This window comes from Acinetobacter sp. GD03645 (assembly GCF_029845285.1).
Taxonomy (GTDB): Bacteria; Pseudomonadota; Gammaproteobacteria; order Pseudomonadales; family Moraxellaceae; genus Acinetobacter; species Acinetobacter corruptisaponis.
Genome location: NZ_JAOCLL010000008.1, coordinates 152,400 through 176,711, shown reverse-complemented (window position 1 = coordinate 176,711; position 24,312 = coordinate 152,400). Strand labels below are relative to the sequence as shown.

Annotated in this window: 22 protein-coding genes; 20 read left to right on the top strand and 2 right to left on the bottom strand. The window is 40.2% G+C overall.

Going from position 1 to position 24,312, the window contains the following annotated elements:
* Window positions 1-262: 262 nt before the first annotated feature.
* From N5J47_RS08700 to hisC, 7 genes are all read left to right on the top strand, one after another.
* Window positions 263-1,711, top strand: a complete 1,449-nt coding sequence (locus N5J47_RS08700; RefSeq protein ID WP_279959571.1) for an RNA polymerase factor sigma-54 — start codon at window positions 263-265, stop codon at window positions 1,709-1,711.
* Window positions 1,712-1,879: 168 nt separating this feature from the next.
* Complete coding sequence (gene raiA, locus N5J47_RS08695) at window positions 1,880-2,221, top strand: ribosome-associated translation inhibitor RaiA (RefSeq protein ID WP_267980042.1); 342 nt, start codon at window positions 1,880-1,882, stop codon at window positions 2,219-2,221.
* A 138-nt stretch (window positions 2,222-2,359) separates the two neighbouring features.
* On the top strand, window positions 2,360-2,611 hold the full coding sequence (gene ibaG, locus N5J47_RS08690; RefSeq protein WP_004675160.1) for a BolA family iron metabolism protein IbaG: 252 nt from the start codon (window positions 2,360-2,362) through the stop codon (window positions 2,609-2,611).
* Window positions 2,612-2,617: 6 nt separating this feature from the next.
* Window positions 2,618-3,877, top strand: a complete 1,260-nt coding sequence (gene murA, locus N5J47_RS08685; RefSeq protein WP_004675159.1) for a UDP-N-acetylglucosamine 1-carboxyvinyltransferase — start codon at window positions 2,618-2,620, stop codon at window positions 3,875-3,877.
* Window positions 3,874-4,557, top strand: a complete 684-nt coding sequence (gene hisG, locus N5J47_RS08680; protein ID WP_279959570.1) for an ATP phosphoribosyltransferase — start codon at window positions 3,874-3,876, stop codon at window positions 4,555-4,557. The genes murA and hisG overlap by 4 nt, the downstream gene beginning before the upstream one ends.
* A gap of 206 nt (window positions 4,558-4,763) precedes the next feature.
* On the top strand, window positions 4,764-6,053 hold the full coding sequence (gene hisD, locus N5J47_RS08675; protein ID WP_279959569.1) for a histidinol dehydrogenase: 1,290 nt from the start codon (window positions 4,764-4,766) through the stop codon (window positions 6,051-6,053).
* 96 nt (window positions 6,054-6,149) lie between these two features.
* Entirely contained in the window at window positions 6,150-7,235 is a 1,086-nt protein-coding gene (hisC, locus tag N5J47_RS08670; protein WP_279959568.1) for a histidinol-phosphate transaminase, read from the top strand.
* 13 nt (window positions 7,236-7,248) lie between these two features.
* On the opposite strand, the gene pabB is transcribed toward hisC, so the two are convergent.
* On the bottom strand, window positions 7,249-8,601 hold the full coding sequence (gene pabB / locus N5J47_RS08665; protein WP_279959580.1) for an aminodeoxychorismate synthase component I: 1,353 nt from the start codon (window positions 8,599-8,601) through the stop codon (window positions 7,249-7,251).
* Window positions 8,602-9,119: 518 nt separating this feature from the next.
* Here pabB and N5J47_RS08660 point away from each other — a divergent pair.
* From N5J47_RS08660 to N5J47_RS08635, 6 genes are all read left to right on the top strand, one after another.
* Window positions 9,120-10,067, top strand: coding sequence for a DUF6160 family protein (locus N5J47_RS08660; protein WP_279959567.1), 948 nt, complete (start codon window positions 9,120-9,122; stop codon window positions 10,065-10,067).
* Between the two features lie 362 nt (window positions 10,068-10,429).
* On the top strand, window positions 10,430-11,263 hold the full coding sequence (locus N5J47_RS08655; protein WP_279959566.1) for a C39 family peptidase: 834 nt from the start codon (window positions 10,430-10,432) through the stop codon (window positions 11,261-11,263).
* Between the two features lie 47 nt (window positions 11,264-11,310).
* Window positions 11,311-12,441, top strand: coding sequence for a hypothetical protein (locus N5J47_RS08650; protein ID WP_279959565.1), 1,131 nt, complete (start codon window positions 11,311-11,313; stop codon window positions 12,439-12,441).
* 12 nt (window positions 12,442-12,453) lie between these two features.
* Window positions 12,454-14,118, top strand: coding sequence for an outer membrane protein transport protein (locus tag N5J47_RS08645; protein WP_279959579.1), 1,665 nt, complete (start codon window positions 12,454-12,456; stop codon window positions 14,116-14,118).
* On the top strand, window positions 14,118-15,248 hold the full coding sequence (filE, locus tag N5J47_RS08640; protein WP_279959564.1) for a putative pilus assembly protein FilE: 1,131 nt from the start codon (window positions 14,118-14,120) through the stop codon (window positions 15,246-15,248). The genes N5J47_RS08645 and filE overlap by 1 nt, the downstream gene beginning before the upstream one ends.
* 19 nt (window positions 15,249-15,267) lie before the next feature.
* On the top strand, window positions 15,268-17,223 hold the full coding sequence (locus N5J47_RS08635) for a hypothetical protein (protein WP_279959563.1): 1,956 nt from the start codon (window positions 15,268-15,270) through the stop codon (window positions 17,221-17,223).
* 41 nt (window positions 17,224-17,264) lie between these two features.
* On the opposite strand, the gene N5J47_RS08630 is transcribed toward N5J47_RS08635, so the two are convergent.
* Complete coding sequence (locus N5J47_RS08630) at window positions 17,265-17,813, bottom strand: NUDIX hydrolase (protein ID WP_279959562.1); 549 nt, start codon at window positions 17,811-17,813, stop codon at window positions 17,265-17,267.
* 120 nt (window positions 17,814-17,933) lie between these two features.
* Here N5J47_RS08630 and N5J47_RS08625 point away from each other — a divergent pair, with 120 nt between their 5' ends.
* The 7 genes from N5J47_RS08625 (at window position 17,934) to fghA (ending at window position 24,302) form a co-directional block, all read left to right on the top strand.
* Window positions 17,934-18,548: a CoA pyrophosphatase gene (locus N5J47_RS08625; protein ID WP_279959561.1), complete on the top strand. Its 615-nt coding sequence runs from the start codon at window positions 17,934-17,936 to the stop codon at window positions 18,546-18,548.
* Window positions 18,549-18,580: 32 nt separating this feature from the next.
* Window positions 18,581-19,108: a gamma carbonic anhydrase family protein gene (locus N5J47_RS08620; protein ID WP_279959578.1), complete on the top strand. Its 528-nt coding sequence runs from the start codon at window positions 18,581-18,583 to the stop codon at window positions 19,106-19,108.
* A 141-nt stretch (window positions 19,109-19,249) separates the two neighbouring features.
* Entirely contained in the window at window positions 19,250-19,933 is a 684-nt protein-coding gene (gene tsaB / locus N5J47_RS08615; protein ID WP_279959560.1) for a tRNA (adenosine(37)-N6)-threonylcarbamoyltransferase complex dimerization subunit type 1 TsaB, read from the top strand.
* Window positions 19,934-19,951: 18 nt separating this feature from the next.
* A complete protein-coding gene (locus N5J47_RS08610) occupies window positions 19,952-20,773 on the top strand; it encodes an undecaprenyl-diphosphate phosphatase (protein WP_279959559.1) in 822 nt (273 codons plus the stop codon).
* A 5-nt stretch (window positions 20,774-20,778) separates the two neighbouring features.
* A complete protein-coding gene (locus N5J47_RS08605) occupies window positions 20,779-21,576 on the top strand; it encodes a class I SAM-dependent methyltransferase (protein ID WP_279959577.1) in 798 nt (265 codons plus the stop codon).
* 466 nt (window positions 21,577-22,042) lie between these two features.
* Window positions 22,043-23,488 carry a C13 family peptidase gene (locus N5J47_RS08600; RefSeq protein WP_279959558.1) on the top strand — a complete coding sequence of 482 codons (1,446 nt, stop codon included), beginning with the start codon at window positions 22,043-22,045 and terminating at the stop codon, window positions 23,486-23,488.
* Window positions 23,457-24,302: an S-formylglutathione hydrolase gene (fghA, locus tag N5J47_RS08595; protein WP_279959557.1), complete on the top strand. Its 846-nt coding sequence runs from the start codon at window positions 23,457-23,459 to the stop codon at window positions 24,300-24,302. The genes N5J47_RS08600 and fghA overlap by 32 nt, the downstream gene beginning before the upstream one ends.
* Window positions 24,303-24,312 lie beyond the last annotated feature (10 nt).

Sequence of the window (24,312 nt, the reverse complement as noted above, 5' to 3'; positions counted from 1 at the left end):
TATGCTGAAGAAACAGAGAAAAGTATAATGAAAAGAAGAAAAAGATATGAGTTCTTACTTATTTTTATTTGAATCAAGGGGTTGTTCAATATTTGTCCATACTTAACAATAAGGGAAATATTTCAACAATACGCTTCATTGACCTTTCTTTTTAGAAATAAATATTTAAAGATTATGTGGTTCCTTATAGGCGTAAACATTGCTTTATGTTATAAATATATGAATAGGCATGTTTTTTGCTTATCCATAAAAGGAGCGTGTTATGAAATTATCTGTTGGGTTGAAAGTTGCGAATAGTTTGTCGTTAACTCCTCAATTACAGCAGGCAATTCGTTTACTACAACTTTCAAGTTTGGAACTGGAACAGGAAATACAAATTCAACTTGATAGTAATCCTTTACTAGAGAAAATTGAAGAAATTAATACGACAGAAAGTTTAACTACGCTTGAAACTTCTGAAACAGGAGACTTAACCACTGAGTTGAATGCTGACCATCTACCAAATGACTTACCCGTTGATACAGAATGGGATGATATTTACACCCATCAATCTACTGCCTTGGCTTCTCCAGAATATGAAGAGAGAGAAGATAATCGCCAGATTCAGTTGAGCCTAAAGGAACATATTTTAGAACAGGTAAATCTGCTGCATTTTTCTTTAGTGGATAAATTAATCGCATACTGTATCGTAGATTCTTTGGATGACAAGGGATTTCTAGATGCAGAGTTGGATGATATTTTGTTGGCCACTACTCGACTGTTGCGGGAAGTGGAGAATGATGAAGAGGTTGAGCAAGATGAGATCATTGTTGTTTTAAAACATATTCAACGTTTAGACCCAATTGGTGTTGGTTCCCGTAATTTGGCGGAATGTTTAAAAATTCAGTTAGAGACATTCCATGAAAAAATACCTTATCTGGCTGAAGCAAAAAAATTGTTACAGTGCTATGAGCTTTTGATTGCAAATGATTTAAATAAGTTGTTAAAGCAGACTGGCTTAACCAAAGAACAGCTAAAGAGCGCTATTGATTTATTAAAAACCTTAAAGCCTTATCCTGGGCTGGAATTTAATCAACAGGAATCTGAATATCAGGTGCCTGATGTGGTGGTTTCGAAGAAAGACCAGCATTGGCAGGTTCAGTTGAATCCAGATGTTATGCCAAAATTACGCATTAATTCCTTTTACTCAAACATGATTCGTCGTGCTGATCAAAGTGATGACAATGTTTATTTGCGTAATCAAATGCTTGAAGCCAAGAACTTTATCAAGAGTATTGATGAGCGCCATAAGACATTGTTGAAAGTTGCCACCTGTATTGTTGAGCATCAACGGGCTTTTCTTGAGCAGGGGCCTGAGGCAATGAAGCCTTTGGTATTGCGGGATGTGGCGGAAGAAGTTGAATTGCATGAGTCTACTGTTTCACGTGTCACAACCAATAAATATATGCTGACTCCACGTGGTTTGTTTGAACTGAAATATTTCTTCTCTAGCCATGTGGGAACAACCACGGGTGGTGAGGCTTCTTCCACCGCAATCCGTGCCATGATCAAAAAGTTGGTTTCAAATGAGAATCCACGTAAACCTTTGTCGGATAATGCAATTGCTGAAATGCTGAAAGAAGAAGGAATTGAAGTGGCACGACGCACGGTTGCAAAATATCGCGAATCGTTACATATTCCCTCATCTTCTGAAAGAAAAGTCTTGATCTAAATTTAAAGGTGTGGCTATTCTAAGAGTTCATTATGACGGAATAATGAATTTTTAATAAACACTAGAGGAATCGCTGAGATGATTTAATGGATATGTTGAACCATATAGGTCGCATTAAATTGTTTGAGCGATATTCTTGAATCCTGAGAAAAGGTGAGGGATAGAATTATGCAAATAACAATTCGTGGACACCATTTAACCATTACACCAGCAATTGAAGAAAATATAAAAGCGAAGTTTAGCCAAATGACCAAGCATCTGGATCATGTGAATAGCATGCAGATCAAGCTGGCTAAGGATCATCAAATAGACAAACGGTCTCATAAAGGGAGTGCAAACCATATTGCGGAAGCGATTATACGTTTGCCAGGGGTTGAGCTGTTTGCTCAGGCGACAGCTGATGATATGTATACTTCGATTAAAAAGCTGACAGAAAAATTAAAACGACAGCTTGCCAAACATAGAAAGATGCAGTGCTCTTATCAGCATGAACTTGCGGTAGCATCCTGATTTTGGTGTTCTAATAGAAGAGGCTTTTTTAGAAAGCCTCTTTTTTTATAGATAAAAATGAAACCTTACTGAATTATGTGAAAAAGTTATAGTAAAATATATCGTTTTACAGCAATGCTTGTATAAGAGGTCTTGGTAATGAATAGTGAGCAGCTCACGCAAATTTTAAAAGAAGCTTTCCCTGAAGCAGAAGTGGCAGTGAGTGGACAAGCTGGGAAATTTGACCTTCGCATTGTTGACGATCAATTTGATGGTAAGCGGACTGTGACTCGTCAACAGGCTGTTTATGCACCCCTGAATTCCTATATTGCGAGTGGTGCAGTTCACGCTGTTACGATTCGTGCGATGACAAAAGACGAATGGCGCAAAGCAAGCCTTTTCGGAGCCTAAATATTAATGGATAAATTTTTGATTACGGGTGGTGTTAAGCTCGAGGGTGAAGTGCGCATTTCTGGCGCTAAAAATGCAGTATTACCATTATTGGCAGCCACGATTTTAACTGATGATCCAGTCACGATTCGTAATGTTCCCAATTTAAAAGATGTACACACCATCAGCAAAATTATTGCAGGCCTAGGCGTAACAATCACTTATGAGGGCGATACTGTTTATGCTGATGCCAGCACTTTAAGTAATCAATTTGCCCCTTATGATCTAGTAAAAACCATGCGTGCCTCGATTTTAGTGCTGGGTCCATTATTGGCACGTTATGGCAATGCAAAAGTTTCATTGCCAGGTGGATGTGCCATAGGTTCACGTCCAGTGGACTTGCATTTAAAGGCGATGGAAGCGCTGGGTGCCAAGATCGAAGTGGAAAATGGTTATGTGCATGCTTCGATTGATGGTCGTTTAAAAGGCGGTGAAGTCGTTTTTGATATGGTCACCGTAGGCGGTACAGAAAATATCCTGATGGCTGCGGTTTTGGCGGAAGGTGTGACAACAATCCGTAATGCTGCGTGCGAGCCTGAAATTACCGATTTAGCCAATATGCTCAATAAAATGGGCGCACAAATTGAAGGGCTGGACACCAATACACTGATCGTGACAGGTGTTGAACGTTTACATGGTTGCGAACATAGTGTCGTTCCTGACCGTATTGAAACAGGTTCATATCTGGCTGCTGCTGCGATCACGGGTGGAAAAATCAAAACCACACATACTAACCCTTATATTATGGAAAGTGTGTTGGACAAGTTTGAGGAAATGGGCGCAGAAGTCACGCGTGGTGAAGACTGGATTGAACTGGATATGCAAGGTAAACGCCCTAAGGCAGTGAGTTTTAGAACATTGCCTCATCCTGAGTTTCCAACGGATATGCAGGCGCAGATTATGGCAGTCAATGCCATTGGTCGTGGTTTTGCAACAATTTCAGAAACGATTTTCGAAAACCGTTTTATGCATGTACCTGAGCTTTCACGTATGGGTGCCAACATTCAAGTCGATGGGCATGATGCGGTGGTCACAGGTGTGGAAAAACTGCAAGCTGCGCCTGTCATGGCAACGGATTTACGTGCCTCGTTTTCACTAGTTCTTGCTGCATTGGTCGCAGAGGGTGAAACACTGGTTGATCGTATATACCATATTGATCGTGGCTACGAACGTGTGGAAGAAAAATTGCAAAGTTTAGGTGCGCAGATTAAGCGGGTAAAAGCATGAATGACTTAAGAAACGATGATCCGAATTTTGATGTGATGGGCAATTTTGATCATGGTTTAACTTTAGCACTCAGTAAAGGTCGTATTTTAAAGGAAACCTTGCCATTGCTGGAAAATGCAGGCATTAATTTACTTGAAGACCCAGATAAATCACGTAAGTTAATTTTTCCAACCACTCATAAAAAAGTACGCATCTTGATTTTGCGGGCTTCTGATGTGCCAACCTATGTGGAGAATGGTGCGGCAGATTTTGGTGTGGCAGGTAAAGATGTGCTGATGGAGCATGGTGCCCAGCATGTTTACGAATTACTTGACCTGAAAATTGCCAATTGTAAGCTAATGACTGCGGGTAAAGTTCGCATGGAGCGTCCTAAAGGGCGTTTAAAGATTGCCACGAAGTATGTCAATTTAACCCGACAGTACTATGCAAGCTTGGGGGAGCAGGTTGATGTGATTAAGCTATATGGTTCAATGGAGCTTGCACCTTTGGTTGGCCTGGGTGACTACATTGTTGATGTAGTGGATACAGGCAATACCTTGCGTGCCAATGGTCTGGAACCTTTGGAAGAAATTTGCAAAGTGTCTTCACGTTTAATTGTCAATAAAGCCAGCTTTAAACGCAAACAGGCTTTGTTAAATCCAATCCTGACCCAGCTTGAGCAGGCGATTAGTAATCGTTAGTCGATAAATAGTTTAAATTTTGGAGGTCAACTTAGGTTGGCCTTTTTATTTGATTTTGGGGTTAGGGAAAATATAGGCAAACAAGAACTGGAGGTTGATCGAAGAACTCTTTCTTTGTGATTGATTTTTTAGGCTGATATTGCATCCACAAGGACGATGAAAAAGGGTAAACTTAGCGTTCTCTTTTTTATCTTGTGGGTAAATTGATGCGACGTTTATCGACTCAGGATCAGAATTTTAAACAGGCATTTGCTGAGCTTTTGGCATTTGAAACTGTCAATGATCCTCAACTAGTACAGACTGTAGACCAGATCATTGCTGATGTCCGTCAGCATGGTGATGAGCATGTACTTAAATTAACCCAACAGTTCGATCGACATCCAGCGCATCAATTCTCCGATTTAGAACTTAGCCAGCAACAGCTTAAAACCGCATTTGAGGGGTTAAGTTCTGAAATCTGTGAAGCCCTAGAGTTGGCGGCAAAACGGATTCGTTCTTTCCATCAGGCTCAAAAGCAAGAGGGATGGACTTATGTGGATGAGCTTGGGAATACCCTGGGACAGAAAGTTACACCTCTTGATCGTGTTGGGATTTATGTACCAGGTGGTTTGGCATCTTATCCATCCTCGGTATTAATGAATGCGCTACCAGCCCATGTGGCGGGTGTTCCTGAAATTATTATGGTGGTGCCTGCACCGAATGGTGAACTCAATCCATTGGTCTTGGCCGCCGCATATTTAGCTGGAGTTAGCAGAGTATTCACGATTGGCGGTGCGCAAGCAGTCGCGGCTTTGGCCTATGGAACCCAAACTGTCCCAGCCGTGGATAAAATTACAGGGCCAGGTAACCGTTTCGTTGCTGCGGCAAAACGGGCTGTGTTTGGTCAGGTCGGTATTGATATGATTGCTGGGCCTTCGGAAATTCTTGTCTATGCCGAGGGCGAAAACAATGCAGAATGGCTGGCGATGGATGTACTGTCTCAGGCAGAACATGACACGGTTGCCCAAGCCATTTTCATTACACCAGATGAAGCACTGTTAAATGCTGTGGATGCAGCCATTGAAAAGCATCTGGCTGAATTACCAAAAGCAGAGATTGCCCGTACTTCAATTCAAAACCGTGGTGCGCTGGTTCTGGTTAAAGACCGTACAGAAGCGATTGAACTGATCAATCAGGTTGCGCCTGAGCATTTGGAACTTTGTTTGGATGAAGCTGAATTGATGAGCCAAGATATTCGTCATGCAGGTGCGATCTTTATGGGACGTTATACGCCAGAAGCGATTGGCGATTATTGTGCAGGGCCAAACCACGTCTTGCCAACGTCAGGCACAGCACGTTTTTCATCGCCACTGGGTGTTTATGATTTTCAGAAACGTTCAAGCCTGATCATGTGCTCACAGGATGGTGTTAAAACGTTGGCAAAAACAGCCGATGTGCTTGCGGTGCAAGAAAACCTTGATGCCCATGCACGTTCAGCACGTTACCGTTATCAATAATTTAATTAAAAAACCTCTCCTTTGTGGAACTATAATCGTTCCTCATCTCCAAATTGAAGCGTAAGAGTTTGGGAGAGGGCTAAAAGAGAGAATAAAATGACGTTTACAACAGAACAAATGCGTTTTTGGAGCCCAGAAGTTCGTGAATTAGAGCCTTATGTGCCAGGTGAACAGCCTAAAATTCAGAACTTACTCAAACTCAATACCAATGAAAACCCATATCCACCATCACCAAAAGTTGTGGAAGCAGTACAGGCGGTCTTAGCAAATCAGGCTGATGCCTTGCGTTTATACCCTGACCCTGATGCAACCGCCCTAAAGCAAGCGATTGCCAATCAGCAAAAAGTTGAACTTGATCAAGTTTTTGTGGGTAATGGTTCAGATGAAGTTCTAGCCCATATTTTTAAGGCATTCTTTATCCAGAAAGAACCTGTGCTTTATCCTGACATTACCTATAGCTTTTATCCAGTTTATAGTCAGTTCTTTGGAATTCAGACCAAGCAGATTCCTTTGAATGAAAATTTTGAAATTGATGTTTCAGATTATCAGCAGGAAAATGGCGGTATTATTATTACCAATCCCAATGCGCCAACCAGTATTGCATTGGGTTTGAATCAAATCGAACAAATTTTGCAGGCCAATCCAGATCGTGTGATTGTCATTGATGAAGCCTATGTAGATTTTGGAGCAGAATCAGCAGTTCAGCTTGTGAATCAATACGATAATCTGGTGGTTTGTCAAACAACTTCCAAGTCACGTTCCCTTGCAGGTTTACGGGTTGGCTTTGCCATTGCACAAAGCCATTTGATTGCAGCACTGGAAGCAGTCAAAAATAGTTTTAACTCCTACCCAATGGATCGCTTTGCGATTGCAGCGGCAGTGGCTTCATTTGAAGATCAAGCCTACTTTGAAGCACAATGTGTAAAAGTGATAGAAAGTCGTGAAAAACTGGTTGGTGATTTGATTGCTTTAGGTTTTAAGGTATTGCCATCAAAAGCTAATTTTATTTTTGCCACTCATCCACAATATGAAGCCGCCAAGCTTGCACAGCAACTCCGTGAGCAAGGCATTATTGTCCGTTATTTTAATAAACCAAGAATTGATCAATTCTTGCGAATTACGATTGGAACAGATGAGCAAAATCAGCGTTTAGTCGATACACTCAAAATGCAAGTTTTATAACCTGTCTTTTGATTTAATCATCAGATTTCTGCCATGTGTTGAGCAAATCAAGCATGGCAGAGATTTTATCAAAACATTCCTGATATTCTGCTTCAGCATTAGAAGCGATGGTAATGCCACCACCTGCCCAGACCGATAATTGATCCTGATACTTTTGAATACTACGAATCAGGATATTCCAGCGTCCAGTACCATCAAAATTGAAGTAACCTAAACTACCACAATAGGCGCCTCGAGGTGTTCCCTCAAGCTCCTCAATAATCTGCATGGCACGAATTTTGGGTGCGCCCGTAATTGAACCGCCAGGTAGGGCAGACAATAGCATCTGCATTGGATTGATATCTTGCCTTAAAGTTGCCGTGATTTCACTGACCATGTGATGTACTTGATTGAAACTTTCGATTTCAAAGAGTTTGCTTGTCTTTACCGAACCAGTTTCAGCATAAACACTAAGGTCATTACGCAACAGGTCTACAATCATGACATTTTCAGCCTGATCTTTTTCAGAGTTGCTAAGTTTGGCTTTGGAAACTTGATCCTGTTTGGGATCATCAAAGCGTGGCATGGTTCCCTTAATTGGTCGGGTCTTGATTTTTCTCTCATGCTGAAATTCGATAAATAACTCAGGTGAACAACTGAATAGCTCAAAATCATCAAGCTTTAGATAACCTGCATACGGTGCATGGGTCAATTGCCATAATTCTTCGGCTTTATCTAATAGGGTGCCTTGTACTGTTGTCCTAAATTCTTGGGTTAAATTGATTTGATAACAATCACCTGCCTTGATGTACTCCTGAACCTGATTGAATGCGTCAAAATATTGTTCTTTTGACCAACGGGAAGCGCACTTTTTTAAGAGTTGAAGTGTTGGTAATTGATTTTCTTGAGAATGGTTCAGGAGTCTGGAAATGGTTTCATAAATATTCTGCGCTTGTTCCTCATCACTATAAAAATACCATGCGCCATTCTGAAACTTTAAAAAAGTAGAATATTCACCTAGAAAAAAGCTGGGTTGTGGATGACTAGAGACATCAATAAATTGATCTGCACTATAGTCATAGCTAAAGAAGCCAATATAACCACCATTGAAAGAAATATTGTGCCTTAAGGATTCTAGTGAATGATTAAAATTTGAAAATTCAATCACTGATGTTGCATCTTGACTTATTTGATATTGATTAAATTCAATTTGATGAAACTGTGTCAGCGTTGACTGCTGAAATTTCAGAAAAGTTTTGGGTAGAAATCCAATAACAGGAAAATTTTGATCATTGAGATACACTAAACCAGTTAGATGATAAAGTTTCGAGAGAAGCGTAAATGCAGAAATGAGTTGCGTGTTAAGCTTTTGCTGGAAATAAGACATAAAACGAAAGTACATTCATATACATTTGGATAGATAAATTGTACTACAACGTTTCACATGCTACTGATCTTTATCTTACCTTTAACTGGAAATTGATCAATATTTGAGAAATCTGAGGTTTATAATTATTTTATGAAGTAAAGTGTATTGAGTTTTGAACTAATACAAGTAAAAAGAGATTTTGTTTACATTTTGAAAACCAGAATTTTGCTAATTAACAGATAAGTATGCAAACTACTTAAATTGATTTAAAAAAGAATTTTATAAAAAATGATATTTATCTTTATCTTATGAAATAAAAAACCATAAATTTTATATAATCCAAAAATGCCGTTTATCGGGTTGTCTATAAAAAATGCTTAACAGGAGTTGAACATAAAATAACAAACAGGTAATTTAGTACTTGCTAAGCGAACTACTCAAGGATTGGAAGTTCAAGTTGTCATTAAGAAAAAAACGACCGCGAACAGTTTAGAGTAGTGAAAGTCAAAAAATAAATGCTCTTGGGAGAGTGCTCAATGAAAATGTTTACTAAACTTGCTTTAGTTTCTTCAATGGCGATTAGCGCAAATGCAATGGCTATGCAGTCTATGGATGATGCTGCAATGTCAGCAGCAACTGGTCAGGACGGTATCAGCCTTGGTATCGCGCTTGGTACCAACTCAAATCTACAAACCTTTTTGGGTTCTGCGACTCCTGTAGAAGGTATCTTGGTTGATGACTTATTCATCCATGATAATGATGGTTTACAAACATCTACTAGTATTGCAGGTGCAACTGGTACAGCTGCTACTACATCTTCTGGTGCAATCCATATTAAAGGTTTAGGTATTCAGAGTACTGCTTATGTTACAGGTACTACTGATAAATTCTTAACTTTAGATATCGATAGTGATGCTGGTACAGGTAACACTGTAGGTACAGGCGCTGGTGGTACTGCTTTCCTAAACATCGCTGCTAAGGTTGCTGCAACTAAAATCACTATTGGTGAAATCAGTATTGCTGAATCAGGTACGCCTGATGACTATTCAGCAGCCGTTGTTGATGTTCGTCGTGGTATTACAACTAATGAAAACGTAATTCTTAGCGGTCTTACTCTATCTATGGGTGAAATCGGTGCGAATGTTCAATTAGGTTCTACACCTCAAGGCGCAATGATCAAGGTTGACTCAACAATTGCTGGTGGTATTGATATTACTGATTTAGGTATTAATGATGCTGCGAATGGTGGTGAAATCTTCCTAGACGGGATTCATGTTCGTGGTATTAGTGGTGCAGCAATTGATGTTGATCTTGACATCAATGTTAAATCTACTGGTTTAGAAATCAAGAACAATTCTTCTGCTGGTAATGACCTTTATATCAGAGGTGTTCATTTAGGTAGTGCAACTGCAGCGTCAATTGGTGATGTTGAAGTTCAAGGCCTTCACATGGGCACATCTACAATTACAATTGCTGGTCACTAATCATTTAGTTTCTAAACAAAAAAGCGCACTTGTGCGCTTTTTTGCTTTTTAAGCAAAAGAGTATGCGTTAGATAAATAATTTAGAATAGAGGTTTTATTAAATTAATAGATATATTGTTATTGAACAATAAAATGCTAATTTTCTATAAATATATTTGATGTGAAATTGTGGATAAAATCACATTAAATAATGAAAATGCGTTTAACTTATACAAGAACATAACATTTCGTCAAAAAAAACTAAAAAAATGCTGTTTTTTTTTATAAAAGAAGGTATCTTCAACAAACAAGGATGGGGTGTTTACGAACACTAAAAATAAAATGAATAAGGCAAGTTGTGCCATGGTTAGAAAAAGAGACTTATGTTAGAGATCGCTTTAGGCTCAGCATTGATGTATTACTTTACAACGCAAGCCTTCGAAATAGAAAAAAAGCCAGAGGGGACTGTGTATTACACAGAAACGTTAGATTCTCGTAACCCTTCATTTACTCGAAACCATCGTGAGGCAGTCACAATCAAACCCGCTGTAGAGGATCAGTTTAGAGGGATTGTACGTCAGGCCTATGACTATAGTTGTGGATCAGCTGCATTAACTACACTTTTGAACGGTTATGGTGGTTTGCGTCTGACAGAACAGCAAACCATGAGTGGTCTATTGCAATACGGTGAATATCAGCGAATTATTGAGCGCCGTAGTTTTTCATTACTAGATATGAAACGTTTCGTTTCAGCATTGGGGATTAATAGTGGTGGCTATCGTGGGGAGTTCTCAGATCTAACAGCCCTAAAACAGCCTGCAATTGTTCCTATTACGTATGCTGGTTTTAAACACTTTGTTGTGTATAAAGCATATAAAGATGGGCGTGTATATGTTGCTGACCCATCGCTTGGTAATATAAGTTTTGATGAAAATCGTTTCAAAGAGATTTGGGATAATAATACATTATTTATTGTTGATATTCCTGAACAGTATAGAAAGAATCTTTTAGCTCTACAGGATTCGGATATGCGTCATGTGGAAGATGCAACAGTGAATCGATATGCCTTTGCTGAAATTCAGTTCCCGACTCAAAAGTTTGAACATAATGCCGATAAGGCATCAACGATGCGTCGAGTATTAGATGCGGATCCTAACTCATCAACATACAATAAACCGATTACCACGTATATGCGCTTATATTACAAGCGAAAATAGTTTAAGAATCAGCAAAAAATTAATGTATTAATAGGATGCAAAGTAAAATGAAAAGTACATGGATGAATATGAGTGTGTTGGCACTAAGTTTGAGTGCAATCACAACAACGCTTTATGCTGAAGAATCGACCTCACCTACAGCTACTGTTGAAGAACAGCCTCAAGCCAGTGCTGACAGCACATCTGAACCAGCAACAGTAGTTGCGGATTCAAATGTACCTGCAAGTGAAAACACTGTGGTTAATCAGGCTGCTACTGCATTACAGAAACAAGAAGGTGATGCAACTAAAGAAACTAATTTACAAGAAGTGTTTACTTCAAATGAACGTCAATATTCATTAATTAAGAAAGGGATTTTCTCTTCTTACTACGATGTTGATTATACTTATTATCGTGATAGTCGTCTTGATTTGGCAATGAGTGATAGTAGTAGTGCTTTATCACGGTTACGTGTTGAGGAAGATGCCAATCACACATTAACGAATACTTTTACGGTTCAATATGGCTTTCTCGATAATGTAACTTTATCGGCATCATTACCATTCATAGCAAAAAAAGATCTACTACAAGATAAAACTGCGGCAGGGTTGGGGGATATAAACTTTGGTGCACGTTGGGAACCTTTTCCTTTAAAACAAGGGCGTTTGCCTCTGGTTTTATTTGGTAGTCTGTCAACTAAAACTGGTGATAGTCCTTATGACATTGGTATAGATGAGCTATCTACAGGTAAAGGCTATTATTCAATTGGTGGTGGTGCAAGTACACGTAAATATATTGATCCTGTTGTACTGTTTACTTCTGTATCTGCTAGTTATGGTTTAAAAGAGTCAGGATTAAACCAATTACGTGGTAGCCGTGTTCTAGAAAGTTTTGATCCAGGATTAAGTGGTGGTTTTTCTTTTGGTTTCGCATATTCATTTAACTATGATGTATCGTTAACCATGTCTTATCAACAAAGTTTTAATACGGGCGCAAAATTCTATTTCCAGAATGATGAGAGCTATAAGTCTGCTGATCAAAGTAGTGCAATGTTGTCTTTTGCCTTGGGCGTGCGTGTATCTCCTGAAACGATTGTGAATGGTACTGTTGGTATTGGATTAACTGAGGATGCACCAGATGTGTCGTTAGGTCTATCTTTCCCGCTTGATATTATAGGCTTTGGTAAAAAAGTCCGTTAAGGAGATGTAATGGTGAGATACCTTAAATTATGTCCCTTAACAATAGCAGTTTTTGTTGCAGGTTTGTCTAATCTTGCAAATGCACAATTGGGACAAGACTTATCAGTTGACCTTCGCTCACTTTCATTGGGGAATGCTGTTACCGCAGATCCCCCAGGAATTAGTGCAGTTCACTTTAACCCAGCAGCTCTTGCCAAGTTAGATGGCTTGCAAACAGATGTACAAGGTATTTTAGCAAACTTTGCCATTAAACGTGATTATTCTGCGCCTGCTGGTTATAACGTTTTTGGCTATTCAGATGATCCTCTCGTATGTAATGATGGACCAGAAGTTGATACAGGAATTTGTACGGACTTTAAAGGTACCGTAAGTGGTGATGTTGAATATGCCAGTATCTATGTACCTGTTCTGAAGAAAATTGTTGATTTAGGTCCTAATTCACCATTGGCTGCACCGACAGCAGGGATTTCTTATAAGCCACCAGGTTCAAAGGTTACATATGCAACAGCAATCTATGCACCCTTAGTTGCAGGGTTTGGTGCTGAAGATGGTAATCCTAGTAATTATATGGGGCAACAAGTCGCTTTAGAGCGTATTACATACTTATCACCGTCTTTTGGCTATCAGGTGAATGACCATCTATATCTTGGTGCATCATTTGGGATGTCATATCAAGCAATTGCCATGAAAACTGATTTACGTTTTCCCAATGAGTTGATTGGGGTGCTTCGTATGGTGGATGAAGTGGTTTGTGGACCCTTTAAAGACAACGGTGACATTATTACCGATCTTTTACTTTTTGGTATGTGTAACGCCAAAGAGGGTATGAATCCATTTAATAAAATGGGTGCATTGGATGTATCCTTGGAACAGTCGTTAAGCCCAAGCTATAATTTAGGACTATTGTGGGAACCAACAGATGATTTTAGCTTTGGTATGGTGTATCAAAGTGAAGCTAAGATGCGTTTGCATGGTAAATACCTGATTAATGTTGCCGAAGCTCCTCAGCAATTAATTGCGGGGCTAAATTCATCTGCAACAGGGCAAATTCTTGCGGCGATTTTGGGGCTGCCTAACTATGCACCTGCAGTAGAATCAGGTTTATTGGCAATGGATTTTAAATATCCTCAACATTTTAAAGCGGGTATTAAATATAAAATCTTGCCAGATTTACAGATGAACTTTGACTTGGGCTGGACGGATTTTGCTGCGTGGGATAAGTTTAGATTTGAATTTGATAGACAGATTTCATTACTTAAAGTTGCAAAACTGCTTTCGAATGATGTAACGGATAGATCGCTTTCCCTTCCATTAAGATTCCAGTCTTCTTGGCGTTGGGGGCTTGGTTTTGAATACTCTGCAACAGATCGTCTAAAGCTTCGTATAGGATATGAGCCACGTACTAGTTCAATTCCTGATGATAAGCGTAATACGATGGTACCAATTAATAATGCACAATTATTTGGAATGGGCGTAGGATATCGTTTTGATCAGGATACGGATTTAGACTTATCTATCGGTTTTTTGCGTAGTCGTGATGATATTCCTGCAAATACCAGTAGCCTATCAAATAAGACAGGTGTGGATAATATTTTATTAAATCCTTATGCAGGGTTGGATGTTAAAACCAATACCAAAGTAACGCTCCTTGGTATTAACTATAGAACAAGATGGTAATGCAAAATAAATGGATCGAACACCCGAGATGTATTATCTCACTACTTAGTTTAATATTACTAAGTAGTACGGTTGCATATGCAGATGGCTTTTATACAATCATTGGCCCAGATGGGCGTCCAATGATTGTGCCAAAGAGTGCGAGTATCCCCCAACCTGATTCTGCGAGCCACAAACACAATGTTGCGAATATTAAACCAATAAAAGTTAAACCAGTTAAAGATCAGGTTGAAAATACTGAAGTGGTTCCATTGCAAAAAACTTCTGGTTCTATTGCCTTTTCTAAAGAAACATTAAAAAATTCTGTGGAAAGCTCACAGAATATTCAACCATCCACTACTCCATCTCAAAAAGTTAATGATAAGATAAAGCAGCAATCAGAATTAACTGTAAAGCAAACCTTGGCTAAAATACAGCCATCGAATGCTCCTCTTGCAGAAACTCAAGCAAATGCCTTTAATCAAGTTGATGGGGTTGAGTATGTTAATAGTGAATATTTGGAAGATCAAGAATTTAACTTGGATGGAAAAAAGCGTTTTTATACTATGCCTGATGGTACGGGACGTTTTGAAACAATTGAACGTAAAAAAGGGGTAAGCCGTTCAGTTCTAGATAAATTTATGAACCGTTCACAGCAAACGAATACACCAATTGTTTTAGCAACGAGTTATGTTCGATTATCCGCACAGGATTTATCATCGGCATTTGAAGATGATAGTTGTTTTTTGAAAGACTATACTAAAACAATTAAAACACTTACACCTCAGAAAGAAATTGGGCTTTGGCCTCGCAAACCGTTAAAAGAAAAGTTTGAATATGAATTGGTTCAGCTGGATAATTCAATTCAATATATGCAGATTGACTCTTATGCATCAAGTAATGATCACCCTGTTTATTATTGGCCTCTTGTTCTCTTTTTAGATGAAAAAGGTTGTATTCAGGAAGGTGCAAGTGGTTTTAAAAATAGCTCTGTATCGGCAACATTACTGCAACATGCTGCAATTCAAGGTGTGCTAAAAGTACCAACTCAAGCACGTTATATAATGATGACTCCTTTGGCATCAGCAGTGGATATTTCTGAGCAGGAACTCTCAAATCAGGGACAGATAAAACTTTCTGTTTTACAATAATCAAGGATAGGATGAACCAATGATAAACAAAAAAATTTTATTGCCATTTGCATTTTCGACATTGGCTATTCTTATGCATGGTTGTGGTAGTGAGAGTGCCCAGATTAATGAGGATCCAACAACAGGTGTGAAAGGGGTGACTTCAAGTACGAGTTGCTCGGTTACAGCTGATGATTGTCTGCAATTTGCACTGGATTATCCTGTAGCAGGTTTAAATTTCGATTGTAGTAGTGATCAAATAAATCATTTTGCAACTAAATTTGAGAGTAATGTTGTAACGGGTGCTTGTAAATTAGGGGATGAAGTCAGTTTTTATATCCAGGGTGAAAGTTCACGTAAAATTAGTTTAGGTACAATTAAATTAAATGAGATTACTAAACTAAAAACAACAACATTACCGCGAATCCGTTTAGTTGATTTGGCAATGGCACTTACAGGGAAAAAGCCAACATCTCTAAATGGTGATGATGAAACAGTTCGTGTTGCTATGGCTATAGCTAAAGTTCTGCAGAGTTTGAGCATAGAACAAGATGATAATATTGTCGGAGATATACAAAAAATTGAATTAACAACTGAAAGAAAAAATCAGCTTGTTAAAATAAATAAAGATATTGGTGTTACAGAGTGGGTAAATGGAGAGTACATTGATATTTTAAAACCTTGGTTAGATGTGGGACAGGTTTCCGATGAGCAGGCCTTAGCAGTAGTAATGCAATTAATTAATCTAGCTAATGTCGGTATCTGGGAGGCTGGTTTACCTGTATATAAATCAGGTGGACAAACCAGTACGGCTGGAGTGGATGGCTTCTTTGGATGTAATAAAGGGGTATATGAAGATTGTGTTGTGCCTAAGAGTAATTTAATACATTCAATGGGAAGCTTTTATCTATTGTCAGATCGCCAGGGGTATACAATTGGTTCAGGTCAGCAATGGCGTGGTGCAGCCACTATTACAAATAATGCAGTTACAGCTCCTATAGGTTTAATTACTAAAGTAAAACCAATAAAATTACAAGTAAACGCGCAAAATGAGTGGTTAAATCCAATTTTACAAGAAGTCAATCCTAATCATTCTCTACATTTTAGTTTGAATACTGACGTTAGTGATGATTTAAATCTTTACCAAGGTAAAGTTATTAATGGTTCGACCATTCCTGGTACAGATGCATTTTATAAACAATTGTTGAAAATTGAAGATAAAGGAACTGTTGACTCAAATCATTTAGGATTGTGGCAACAGACGGTAGCAGGTGAATCTTATCGAGGGGTAGTGGATATTATCAGAGCGAACCCAGCGAGTTATTTGGCAAAAGATGTTTTTACAACTGAAGCTAATGTTAAATCAGGACAACAATATATTTTTCCATTGTATGCAACTTTAAGGTTCACATTTCAGGATACAACAATTCCAGCAGTTAAAATGGGAATTGTGATTGATGAACATGGTGATATTCGTACAGATATTAAAAGAAATGCAACCCCAATGGATATGTCTGGTGTTTGTGGTTTAGTAAAATCAGTAAATTCGGATGGAACGATAACTGATACCAATGATCAGATACAGTACCGCATTGGAACAACAGGTACAACGTCAAACTCAACGAATGATAGGTCTGTTACTGTACGTATGATTTTATCTAATCCAAAATTCTTAACGCTTGACGGAGTAATGTTTGGCTTAAATTTGAGTTCTGGAACTGGAGCTAAAATCAACCTATATAATTTATCAATGGGTCAAAAGAATATTAACTTAACAAACTTTGCGAATGAATCACCTGTGGCTTGGTCAAATACCTATGCTAATGCTCAGGCGACATATATTCGTATATATGATGATAAAAATACGAATAAAAACCAATATGTTAAACCAACAGATGAAGAACGTGCATTGGCAAAAGGGTTCTCTGGTAAAGTAAGTATTGAACTTGCTGACCAAAATATTCCTACTTGTAATGCGATTAAAATAAAATCTTAGATTTCAAATTAAAAAAGACCGCAAAAGCGGTCTTTTTTGTTTTAACCTGTATGATCTAAACGGGTTCCCAATGTTTCTAAATGAGATGGAAATAGCCCATTTTTACGATCTGCAAAATAATGTTTTAATGTTTGTTCTACACTAGGAAAGGCAAGTCCAGTCCATGGAATCTCATGTTCTTCAAATAAGCGACATTCTAGACTTTCCTCGCCAGCACCAAATTGTCCCTGTTTTAATTGTGCCTTGAACAATACATAGATCTGTCCAATACGGGGAATATTATACATACAGTATAGCTGTTCAATTTCAACTTCAGCCTCAGCTTCTTCGCGGGTTTCACGCGCTGCGCCCTGTTCCATGGTTTCAAACAGCTCCATATAACCAGCAGGTAAGGTCCACAATCCATAGCGAGGTTCAATTGCCCGACGGCAAAGTAAAACCTTGTTGTCCCAAAGCGCTAATGCTCCACAGATCACTTTGGGATTTTCATAATGAATATTGCCGCAATTTGTGCAAACCAAACGTGATTTATGATCACCCAGTGGAATTTTTGCCTCAGTTTGATGTCCGCATGCAACACAAAAGCTCATAATTATCATCAGCCGTAGAGATAGCCCAGCATAACTGAATTTTTATCTGTTCGCATCATCATCTATACTGACAACTCAAATTTCAGCTATGATGATTTATTAGGAAAGTAACAAGAAGAGATGAGTGATATGGAACAGCCGTCGTTAATACAGCTTCTACAACAACGGTTGCGTTTTTCCAAACGAATCCAGCAGGCAGATGCCGCAGTTTTGATTGCGATTACTCAGGAAGTCCAACCTAAAGTTTTGCTGACACGTCGTTCCATGCAGTTGTCACAACATGCTGGTGAAGTATCTTTTCCAGGTGGCAAGCGTGATCCAAGTGATACCAGTAATATTGTGGTTGCCTTACGTGAGGCGCAGGAAGAAACTGCGCTTAATCCATTTGATGTCAAGCTTTTGGGTGACCTACCTATTCAGCGTGCCAGAAGTGGCATATCTGTGAAGCCGATTGTGGGGTTGATTCCTGCACAGGTGGATCTCATTGCCCAGCCCACTGAAATTGATCGTATTTTCTTTGTACCATTACAGCAATTAATTGATGCCCCACCTTTACCTTATGAGGTTCGTCTGGCCCGCCAATCCCTTTATTTTCCAAGTATGCAGGTGGAAAGTGAAATTGTGTGGGGCTTAACGGCACGTATGCTGGTTTCTTTGTTTCAGTATGGTCTGGGTTATCAAAAAAATTGGCCGTTTCTGGTGAATCCACCGCATTTTGGATTATCCAAGTTTTAAATCGTATTTAATCAAGTCGAGTATTCATCATGATGTATCGCTATCAGGGATTAAGTCCAAAAGCATTGCATGAGCCTTGGGATGGCTGGGTTGCACCAACTGCAACGGTGATTGGTCAGGTTGAGCTGGGTCGTCAGGTCAGTATCTGGTTTGGTGCTGTGGTGCGTGCCGATAATTGTGTGATTCGGATTGGTAATTTTTCCAATATTCAGGAAAATGCGGTGTTGCATACTGATGCAGGCATTGAAATGGACATTGGCGAATATGTAACAGTTGGACATAAAGTCATGTTACATGGCTGTAGCATTGGTGATAATTCATTGATTGGCATGAATGCGGTCATTTTAAATCATGCTGTAATTGGCAAGAACTGTATTATTGGAGCTAATGCCCTTATACCAGAGGGTAAAGTGATTCCAGACAATTCTGTGGTGATGGGTTCGCCTGGCAAGGTGGTGAAGACACTGGATGAACAGGGTGCTGCTCGATTAAGGTTAAGTGCATTGCATTATGCGGAACATTATAAAAATTTCCTGAATCTGGAAGAATTTCATTTTTAATATTTGATCTAAATTTCAGGATAAAAGTGCCAGACAAAAGTCTGGCTTTTTTATATTAAAAAGGAGAACAACTCGCCTAGTGCGTTGGAGTGGAGTATGATACTCAGCGTTTTTTCTCTTTCTGGCACTCAGGGTTTTTGCATGAAATTGCTTGCACTGGAAACTGCCAATGAGCAGTGTTCTGTTTCATTGGTGGATGATATCCAAGAACTGTTTTTCCAACTGGATGAACGAACCAAGGCACAAACGCAAACCATTTTGCCATTAACTGAACAGGCCTTGTTGCAAACCAAGACTCAACTTGCTGATTTAACTGCAATCGCCTTTAGTCGTGGCCCAGGTTCATTTAGTGGGGTACGCATCAATGCTGCCGTTGCACAGGCATTGGCCTGGTCACATGACGTGCCTGTGATTCCTGTATCAAGCTTGCAGGCTCTGGCTCAGGCAGCCTATCGTTTAACAGGCTTACAGCAGGTTACTGCTGTGCTGGATGCGCGGATGCAGGAAGTGTATATTGCCAACTTTCGTCTGGATCAACATGGCATTATGCAGGCAATGGATGAAGAAAGATTATTAAATTATGAACAGGCAGCCGAATATTGCCAGTTTACTGCGATCGGCTCGGGTTCAGGCTTGATTAAGCCAGAGCAAATAGACTCATCCGAGGCTTCTACGCTCAAGATCATGGCGACTGCACAGGACATTGCAACCATAGCGCGTGTATATGCGGCACAACAACAATGGGTTGATGCTGAACATGCATTGCCTGTGTATTTGCGTGATGATGCGTGGAAGAAGATTCCAGAACAAGGCAAAGCAAATTAATACGAATTAAGGTTGAGTATGGATCTTTTATTGCTATTCAAAGCGGCGATTATGGGTTTGGTAGAGGGGATTACTGAATTTCTACCCATCTCAAGTACAGGACATTTAATTTTAGCAGGACAACTGCTGGATTTCTGGACGATTGAAAAGCGCGATATGTTCGCGGTTGCCGTACAGATTGGTGCGATTGCTGCGGTGATCTATGAGTATTGGGGCAAGTTGTGGGGGGCCTTGATTGGTGCGCTCACAGGGCAGGAACAGGGTCGCCGTTTAAGCCTGAACCTGATTATTGCCTCAATTCCAATTGTGATCATTGGGTTGAGCTTTGGTGATGTGGTAAAAGCCTATTTATTTAATGCAATTACCGTTGCAATCGCGTTGATTGTTGGTGGTTTTATTATTTTATGGGCGGAACGCCGTCCGCATCAGATCGTAACTCAGGAAGTGGATGATCTAAGCTTTAAGCAGGCAACCTTAATTGGTTTGATTCAGTGTCTTGCCTTGATTCCAGGCACTTCCCGTTCTGGTTCAACCATTATTGGTTCATTGTTCCTGGGCGTTTCACGTAAAGCCGCGGCTGAATTTTCATTCTTCCTGGGGATTCCTGTACTGATGGGCGCAGGTCTGCTGGATATGTATAAGATGCGTCATGAGTTGCATAGTAACGATATGGCAGTCTTGGCTGTTGGAATTATCGTAGCATTTATTTCAGCGCTGATTGTGATTCGTGCCCTGATTCGTTATGTTTCCAAACATGATTTTACCGCATTTGCCTATTACCGCATTATATTTGGGCTGTTCATCTTGGCAACGTGGTGGACAGGTTGGGTGCATTGGTAATGCAGATGATCTGTTGGTATCAAGCTGAATATCAACACCAATTTCAGCAACTGCAAACACGTTTGGCTGAATTGCATGTTCAGCTTGATGGGCAAGTGGTTGAGAAGATCAATGCACGTTTTTTACGCCTGAATCCAGGCATGGCACTGGTGCTGGATGAGGATGGTTTAAGTCTTGCGGCCAATGGCATGAAAATGCAGCCTGACTGGCGTGCTGAAATACCACGATTAAAAAGGGCCAGTTTAAAATCCGAGATGATTGCCAGAGCATGTCAGCTTGGAGAGAAGCCAACACTAGTTGATGCGACCGCAGGTTTAGGACATGATAGTTTGCTCATGGCCTATCTGGGTGCTGATGTTCATCTGGTTGAACGGCATCCGATCCTGTTTGTGTTGTTGGAATATGCCAAGGCACAGGCTGAACAGGATCCATTTTTACAGACTTTTGTATCGCGCATTCAGTTGGTCTTTGCTGATTCCAATCTATATTTACAGCAATTAGCCCAGCAGAATCAGCAGGTGGATGTGGTGTATCTGGACCCAATGTTTCCACAGCGTGACCAGAATCAGCAGGCAATAAAAAAACAGGCGCAGGTTAAGAAACAAATGCAGTTGTTACACCTGTTGTTGCCTGAAGATGGTGAGATGGACTTGGGCGATCAGTTATTGGATTTAGCTCGCAAAGTTGCCAAACGTGTGGTGGTAAAGCGTCCACGCCATGCCATTTATCTGGCAGATCAAGTTCCTGATCATCAATGGCTGGGAGATGCCTGTCGTTTTGATGCATATTTTACCAAAGTTTAAATTCGCATCGGATTCAGTTGATTGTTTGGCTTGCGTCAATGCTCAGTAAAGATTTGTGATATAGTGCAAAAGCATGATTGCTAAAAAATTCTTGTCAAGCTTACACTAAGGGTCTGTTGACATTTCAGCCATGCCTTGCGTTATAGGCTAAAACCACACAAACAAGGCATGAAATGCAGGCAATGGCGACCCCCTTGTCAAGTTTCATAACGAAGTTTGGGGCAGTTTTAGCCATAACCCTGTGGGACAGGGACATTTTTTGCCGTTACTGTGTTATGCCTTATTCATTTAGAATAGCTAAATTTCATAAGTCATGCCTTGTACCGTCTAAAAAATGCCCTCTGTCGCAATGAGAGCTGAAAGCTCGCAAGGTGGAATGTCAACAGACCCTAAAGTTGTGCATCACACTTTTTGAAAAAGTAGATTTTCAGTTTAGTCTTGAAAAGAGAAATACCTAAAGAATTTTATGATAGACCTCAAGCCCTCCATTAATATCTGGCACGATTTTAAAAGTAACCAAATTGCTGGAATGTGGTTGTTTCTGGGGTCACGCCGTTCCCTACAGGTGGTGCATCCTTCAATAACCCAACTGATTCTGTGGGGCATTCTGGGGGGATGTACCAACTCACTTTATGGCTGGCTGGTTGCTGGACAAATGGGGGACTTTAATCCCCAGGGTTTGATTGGATATGCACTGTGGCCATTTATTGCCTTAATTGTCGGTATTTTTCTTTCCCAGCGCATGAACCAGCCTCGCCTGATGCTGGTGCCTGCGTTGCTGTGGTTGGTGCTTGATACCAATATCCTGTTGTTACAATGCCTGATTCAGTATCTGGGATCAAATGGTTACCTGAACTTTATCCCTGACAGTATTTATAATGGTTTTTTACCCCCATTTTTTGTTGGATTGTTTGTCTGGCAGAGTCTGGCAGTCATCTGGGTTTTTTCCCGTGCATTAAAATGGCCGTGGTGGGAGCGTGTACTGGTGATTGTGGCAACTATTGCCACAATGGTGGTATGGCAATTATCCGTTAAGGACCAGCCGATCTGGAAAGTGGAGGAAACACCGCCAAGTTTCAGTGAAGAGGCATTTTATGCGCAGGGCCATTTGCTTGAGACGGCACTGGATCAGATTCAATATGGCGATATTGCCCAAAGCCACTGGTATTTTATGGGAGTGGCGGGAGATAGTTATGCCGATGTGTTCAAGTCGGAAATTGAACGGATAAAAGAGCAGTTTGATACCCGTTTTGGAACCTTTGGCCGTTCGCTGATGTTGATCAATAATCCTGCCACACGTCTGGATGTACCAATCGCCTCTAAAACCAGTATGGAACTGGCTTTGCGCCGTATTGGCCAGCAAATGAACCGTGATAGTGATGTGCTATTCCTGTATATGACTTCACATGGCGAACGGAATCATTTTGAAATTGAAAATGCGCCACTAGAGCTTGGGCAGGTTGACCCAAAATGGCTGCGTGAAACACTGGATAAGTCAGGAATTCGCTGGCGTGTGATCGTAATTTCGGCTTGTTATTCGGGTAGCTTTATTCCTGCCTTGCAGTCACCTGAAACATTGATCATTACCGCATCAGCAGCAGATAAGACTTCATTTGGCTGTAATAGTGAGGCCGACTATACCTATTTTGGTCGGGCATTTTTTGATTTGGCAATGCGTGAGCAGTCTTCAATCAAACAGGCATTTGACCAGGCCAGACAAACAGTGACCAAATGGGAAAAGGCACAAGGCTTTGAACCATCAGAACCCCAATGGTCAATTGGGCGTAATATGGAATTAATGCTGCCACAACTGGAGCCTTATTTGTTTCCTACACAAAATATGACAACAACAGATACGACAAAAACACAGGATAATGAACATGCAACTACTGCAAAAAAATCGTTGTTTTGAGGGTGAGCAACGGATTTACCAGATTGATTCCCAACATCTCAAAGGGCTGAGCAAGGTTGGGGTTTATCTGCCACCCGCTGCTTTAGAGGGCAAGCCATGTTCAGCCTTATTCTATCTTGCTGGCCTGACCTGTACAGAAGAGACTTTTGCAATCAAGGCACATGCACAACGTATGGCTGCACGTTTAAGTCTGATTTTAATTACACCAGATACCTCACCGCGTGGAGAAGATGTGGTGCAAGGGGATCATTGGGACATTGGGCAGGGTGCAGGTTTCTACATCAATGCGATACAGCAACCGTGGGCTGAACATTATCAAATGGAATCCTATATTGTTGATGAGTTGTATGCGCACGTATTGCAGGAGTTTCCAGTTATTGAAAATCAAGTTGGAATCTTTGGTCATTCAATGGGTGGACATGGTGCATTGACACTGGCATTTAAATATCCTGAGCAATTTAAGTCTGTTTCCGCCTTTGCGCCCATTTGCGCACCAAGTATCTGTCCTTGGGGAGAAAAGGCATTTAGCCAATATTTAGGCACTGATCAACAACAGTGGTCAGCACACGATGCGACTGCTCTGGTCCAGCAAAAGGGTGGCATTTTTGAAGAAATCCTGATTGATCAGGGACTGGATGACCAGTTCTATGCGCAGTTGAATCCTGAGAAATTTAAGCAGGCCTGTCTTGATGCAGGGCAGCCTCTCACCCTACGCCTGCACAAAGGCTATGATCATGGCTATTACTTTATTCAAAGTTTTATTGATGACCATCTACAGTTTCATGCCATTCAGTTAGAAAAGGCATTAAACTAAATACAGGAAG

Coding starts and splice junctions, on each gene's coding strand:
- tsaB (WP_279959560.1), top strand. CDS start 19,250: ATGAAATTGCTTGCACTGGAAACTGCCAATGAGCAGTGTTCTGTTTCA.
- raiA (WP_267980042.1), top strand. CDS start 1,880: ATGCAAATAACAATTCGTGGACACCATTTAACCATTACACCAGCAATT.
- N5J47_RS08620 (WP_279959578.1), top strand. CDS start 18,581: ATGTATCGCTATCAGGGATTAAGTCCAAAAGCATTGCATGAGCCTTGG.
- N5J47_RS08660 (WP_279959567.1), top strand. CDS start 9,120: ATGAAAATGTTTACTAAACTTGCTTTAGTTTCTTCAATGGCGATTAGC.
- hisG (WP_279959570.1), top strand. CDS start 3,874: ATGAATGACTTAAGAAACGATGATCCGAATTTTGATGTGATGGGCAAT.
- N5J47_RS08625 (WP_279959561.1), top strand. CDS start 17,934: ATGAGTGATATGGAACAGCCGTCGTTAATACAGCTTCTACAACAACGG.
- murA (WP_004675159.1), top strand. CDS start 2,618: ATGGATAAATTTTTGATTACGGGTGGTGTTAAGCTCGAGGGTGAAGTG.
- fghA (WP_279959557.1), top strand. CDS start 23,457: ATGCAACTACTGCAAAAAAATCGTTGTTTTGAGGGTGAGCAACGGATT.
- N5J47_RS08635 (WP_279959563.1), top strand. CDS start 15,268: ATGATAAACAAAAAAATTTTATTGCCATTTGCATTTTCGACATTGGCT.
- hisC (WP_279959568.1), top strand. CDS start 6,150: ATGACGTTTACAACAGAACAAATGCGTTTTTGGAGCCCAGAAGTTCGT.
- hisD (WP_279959569.1), top strand. CDS start 4,764: ATGCGACGTTTATCGACTCAGGATCAGAATTTTAAACAGGCATTTGCT.
- filE (WP_279959564.1), top strand. CDS start 14,118: ATGCAAAATAAATGGATCGAACACCCGAGATGTATTATCTCACTACTT.
- N5J47_RS08605 (WP_279959577.1), top strand. CDS start 20,779: ATGATCTGTTGGTATCAAGCTGAATATCAACACCAATTTCAGCAACTG.
- N5J47_RS08610 (WP_279959559.1), top strand. CDS start 19,952: ATGGATCTTTTATTGCTATTCAAAGCGGCGATTATGGGTTTGGTAGAG.
- N5J47_RS08650 (WP_279959565.1), top strand. CDS start 11,311: ATGAAAAGTACATGGATGAATATGAGTGTGTTGGCACTAAGTTTGAGT.
- N5J47_RS08630 (WP_279959562.1), bottom strand. CDS start 17,813: ATGAGCTTTTGTGTTGCATGCGGACATCAAACTGAGGCAAAAATTCCA.
- pabB (WP_279959580.1), bottom strand. CDS start 8,601: ATGTCTTATTTCCAGCAAAAGCTTAACACGCAACTCATTTCTGCATTT.
- ibaG (WP_004675160.1), top strand. CDS start 2,360: ATGAATAGTGAGCAGCTCACGCAAATTTTAAAAGAAGCTTTCCCTGAA.
- N5J47_RS08700 (WP_279959571.1), top strand. CDS start 263: ATGAAATTATCTGTTGGGTTGAAAGTTGCGAATAGTTTGTCGTTAACT.
- N5J47_RS08655 (WP_279959566.1), top strand. CDS start 10,430: ATGTTAGAGATCGCTTTAGGCTCAGCATTGATGTATTACTTTACAACG.
- N5J47_RS08600 (WP_279959558.1), top strand. CDS start 22,043: ATGATAGACCTCAAGCCCTCCATTAATATCTGGCACGATTTTAAAAGT.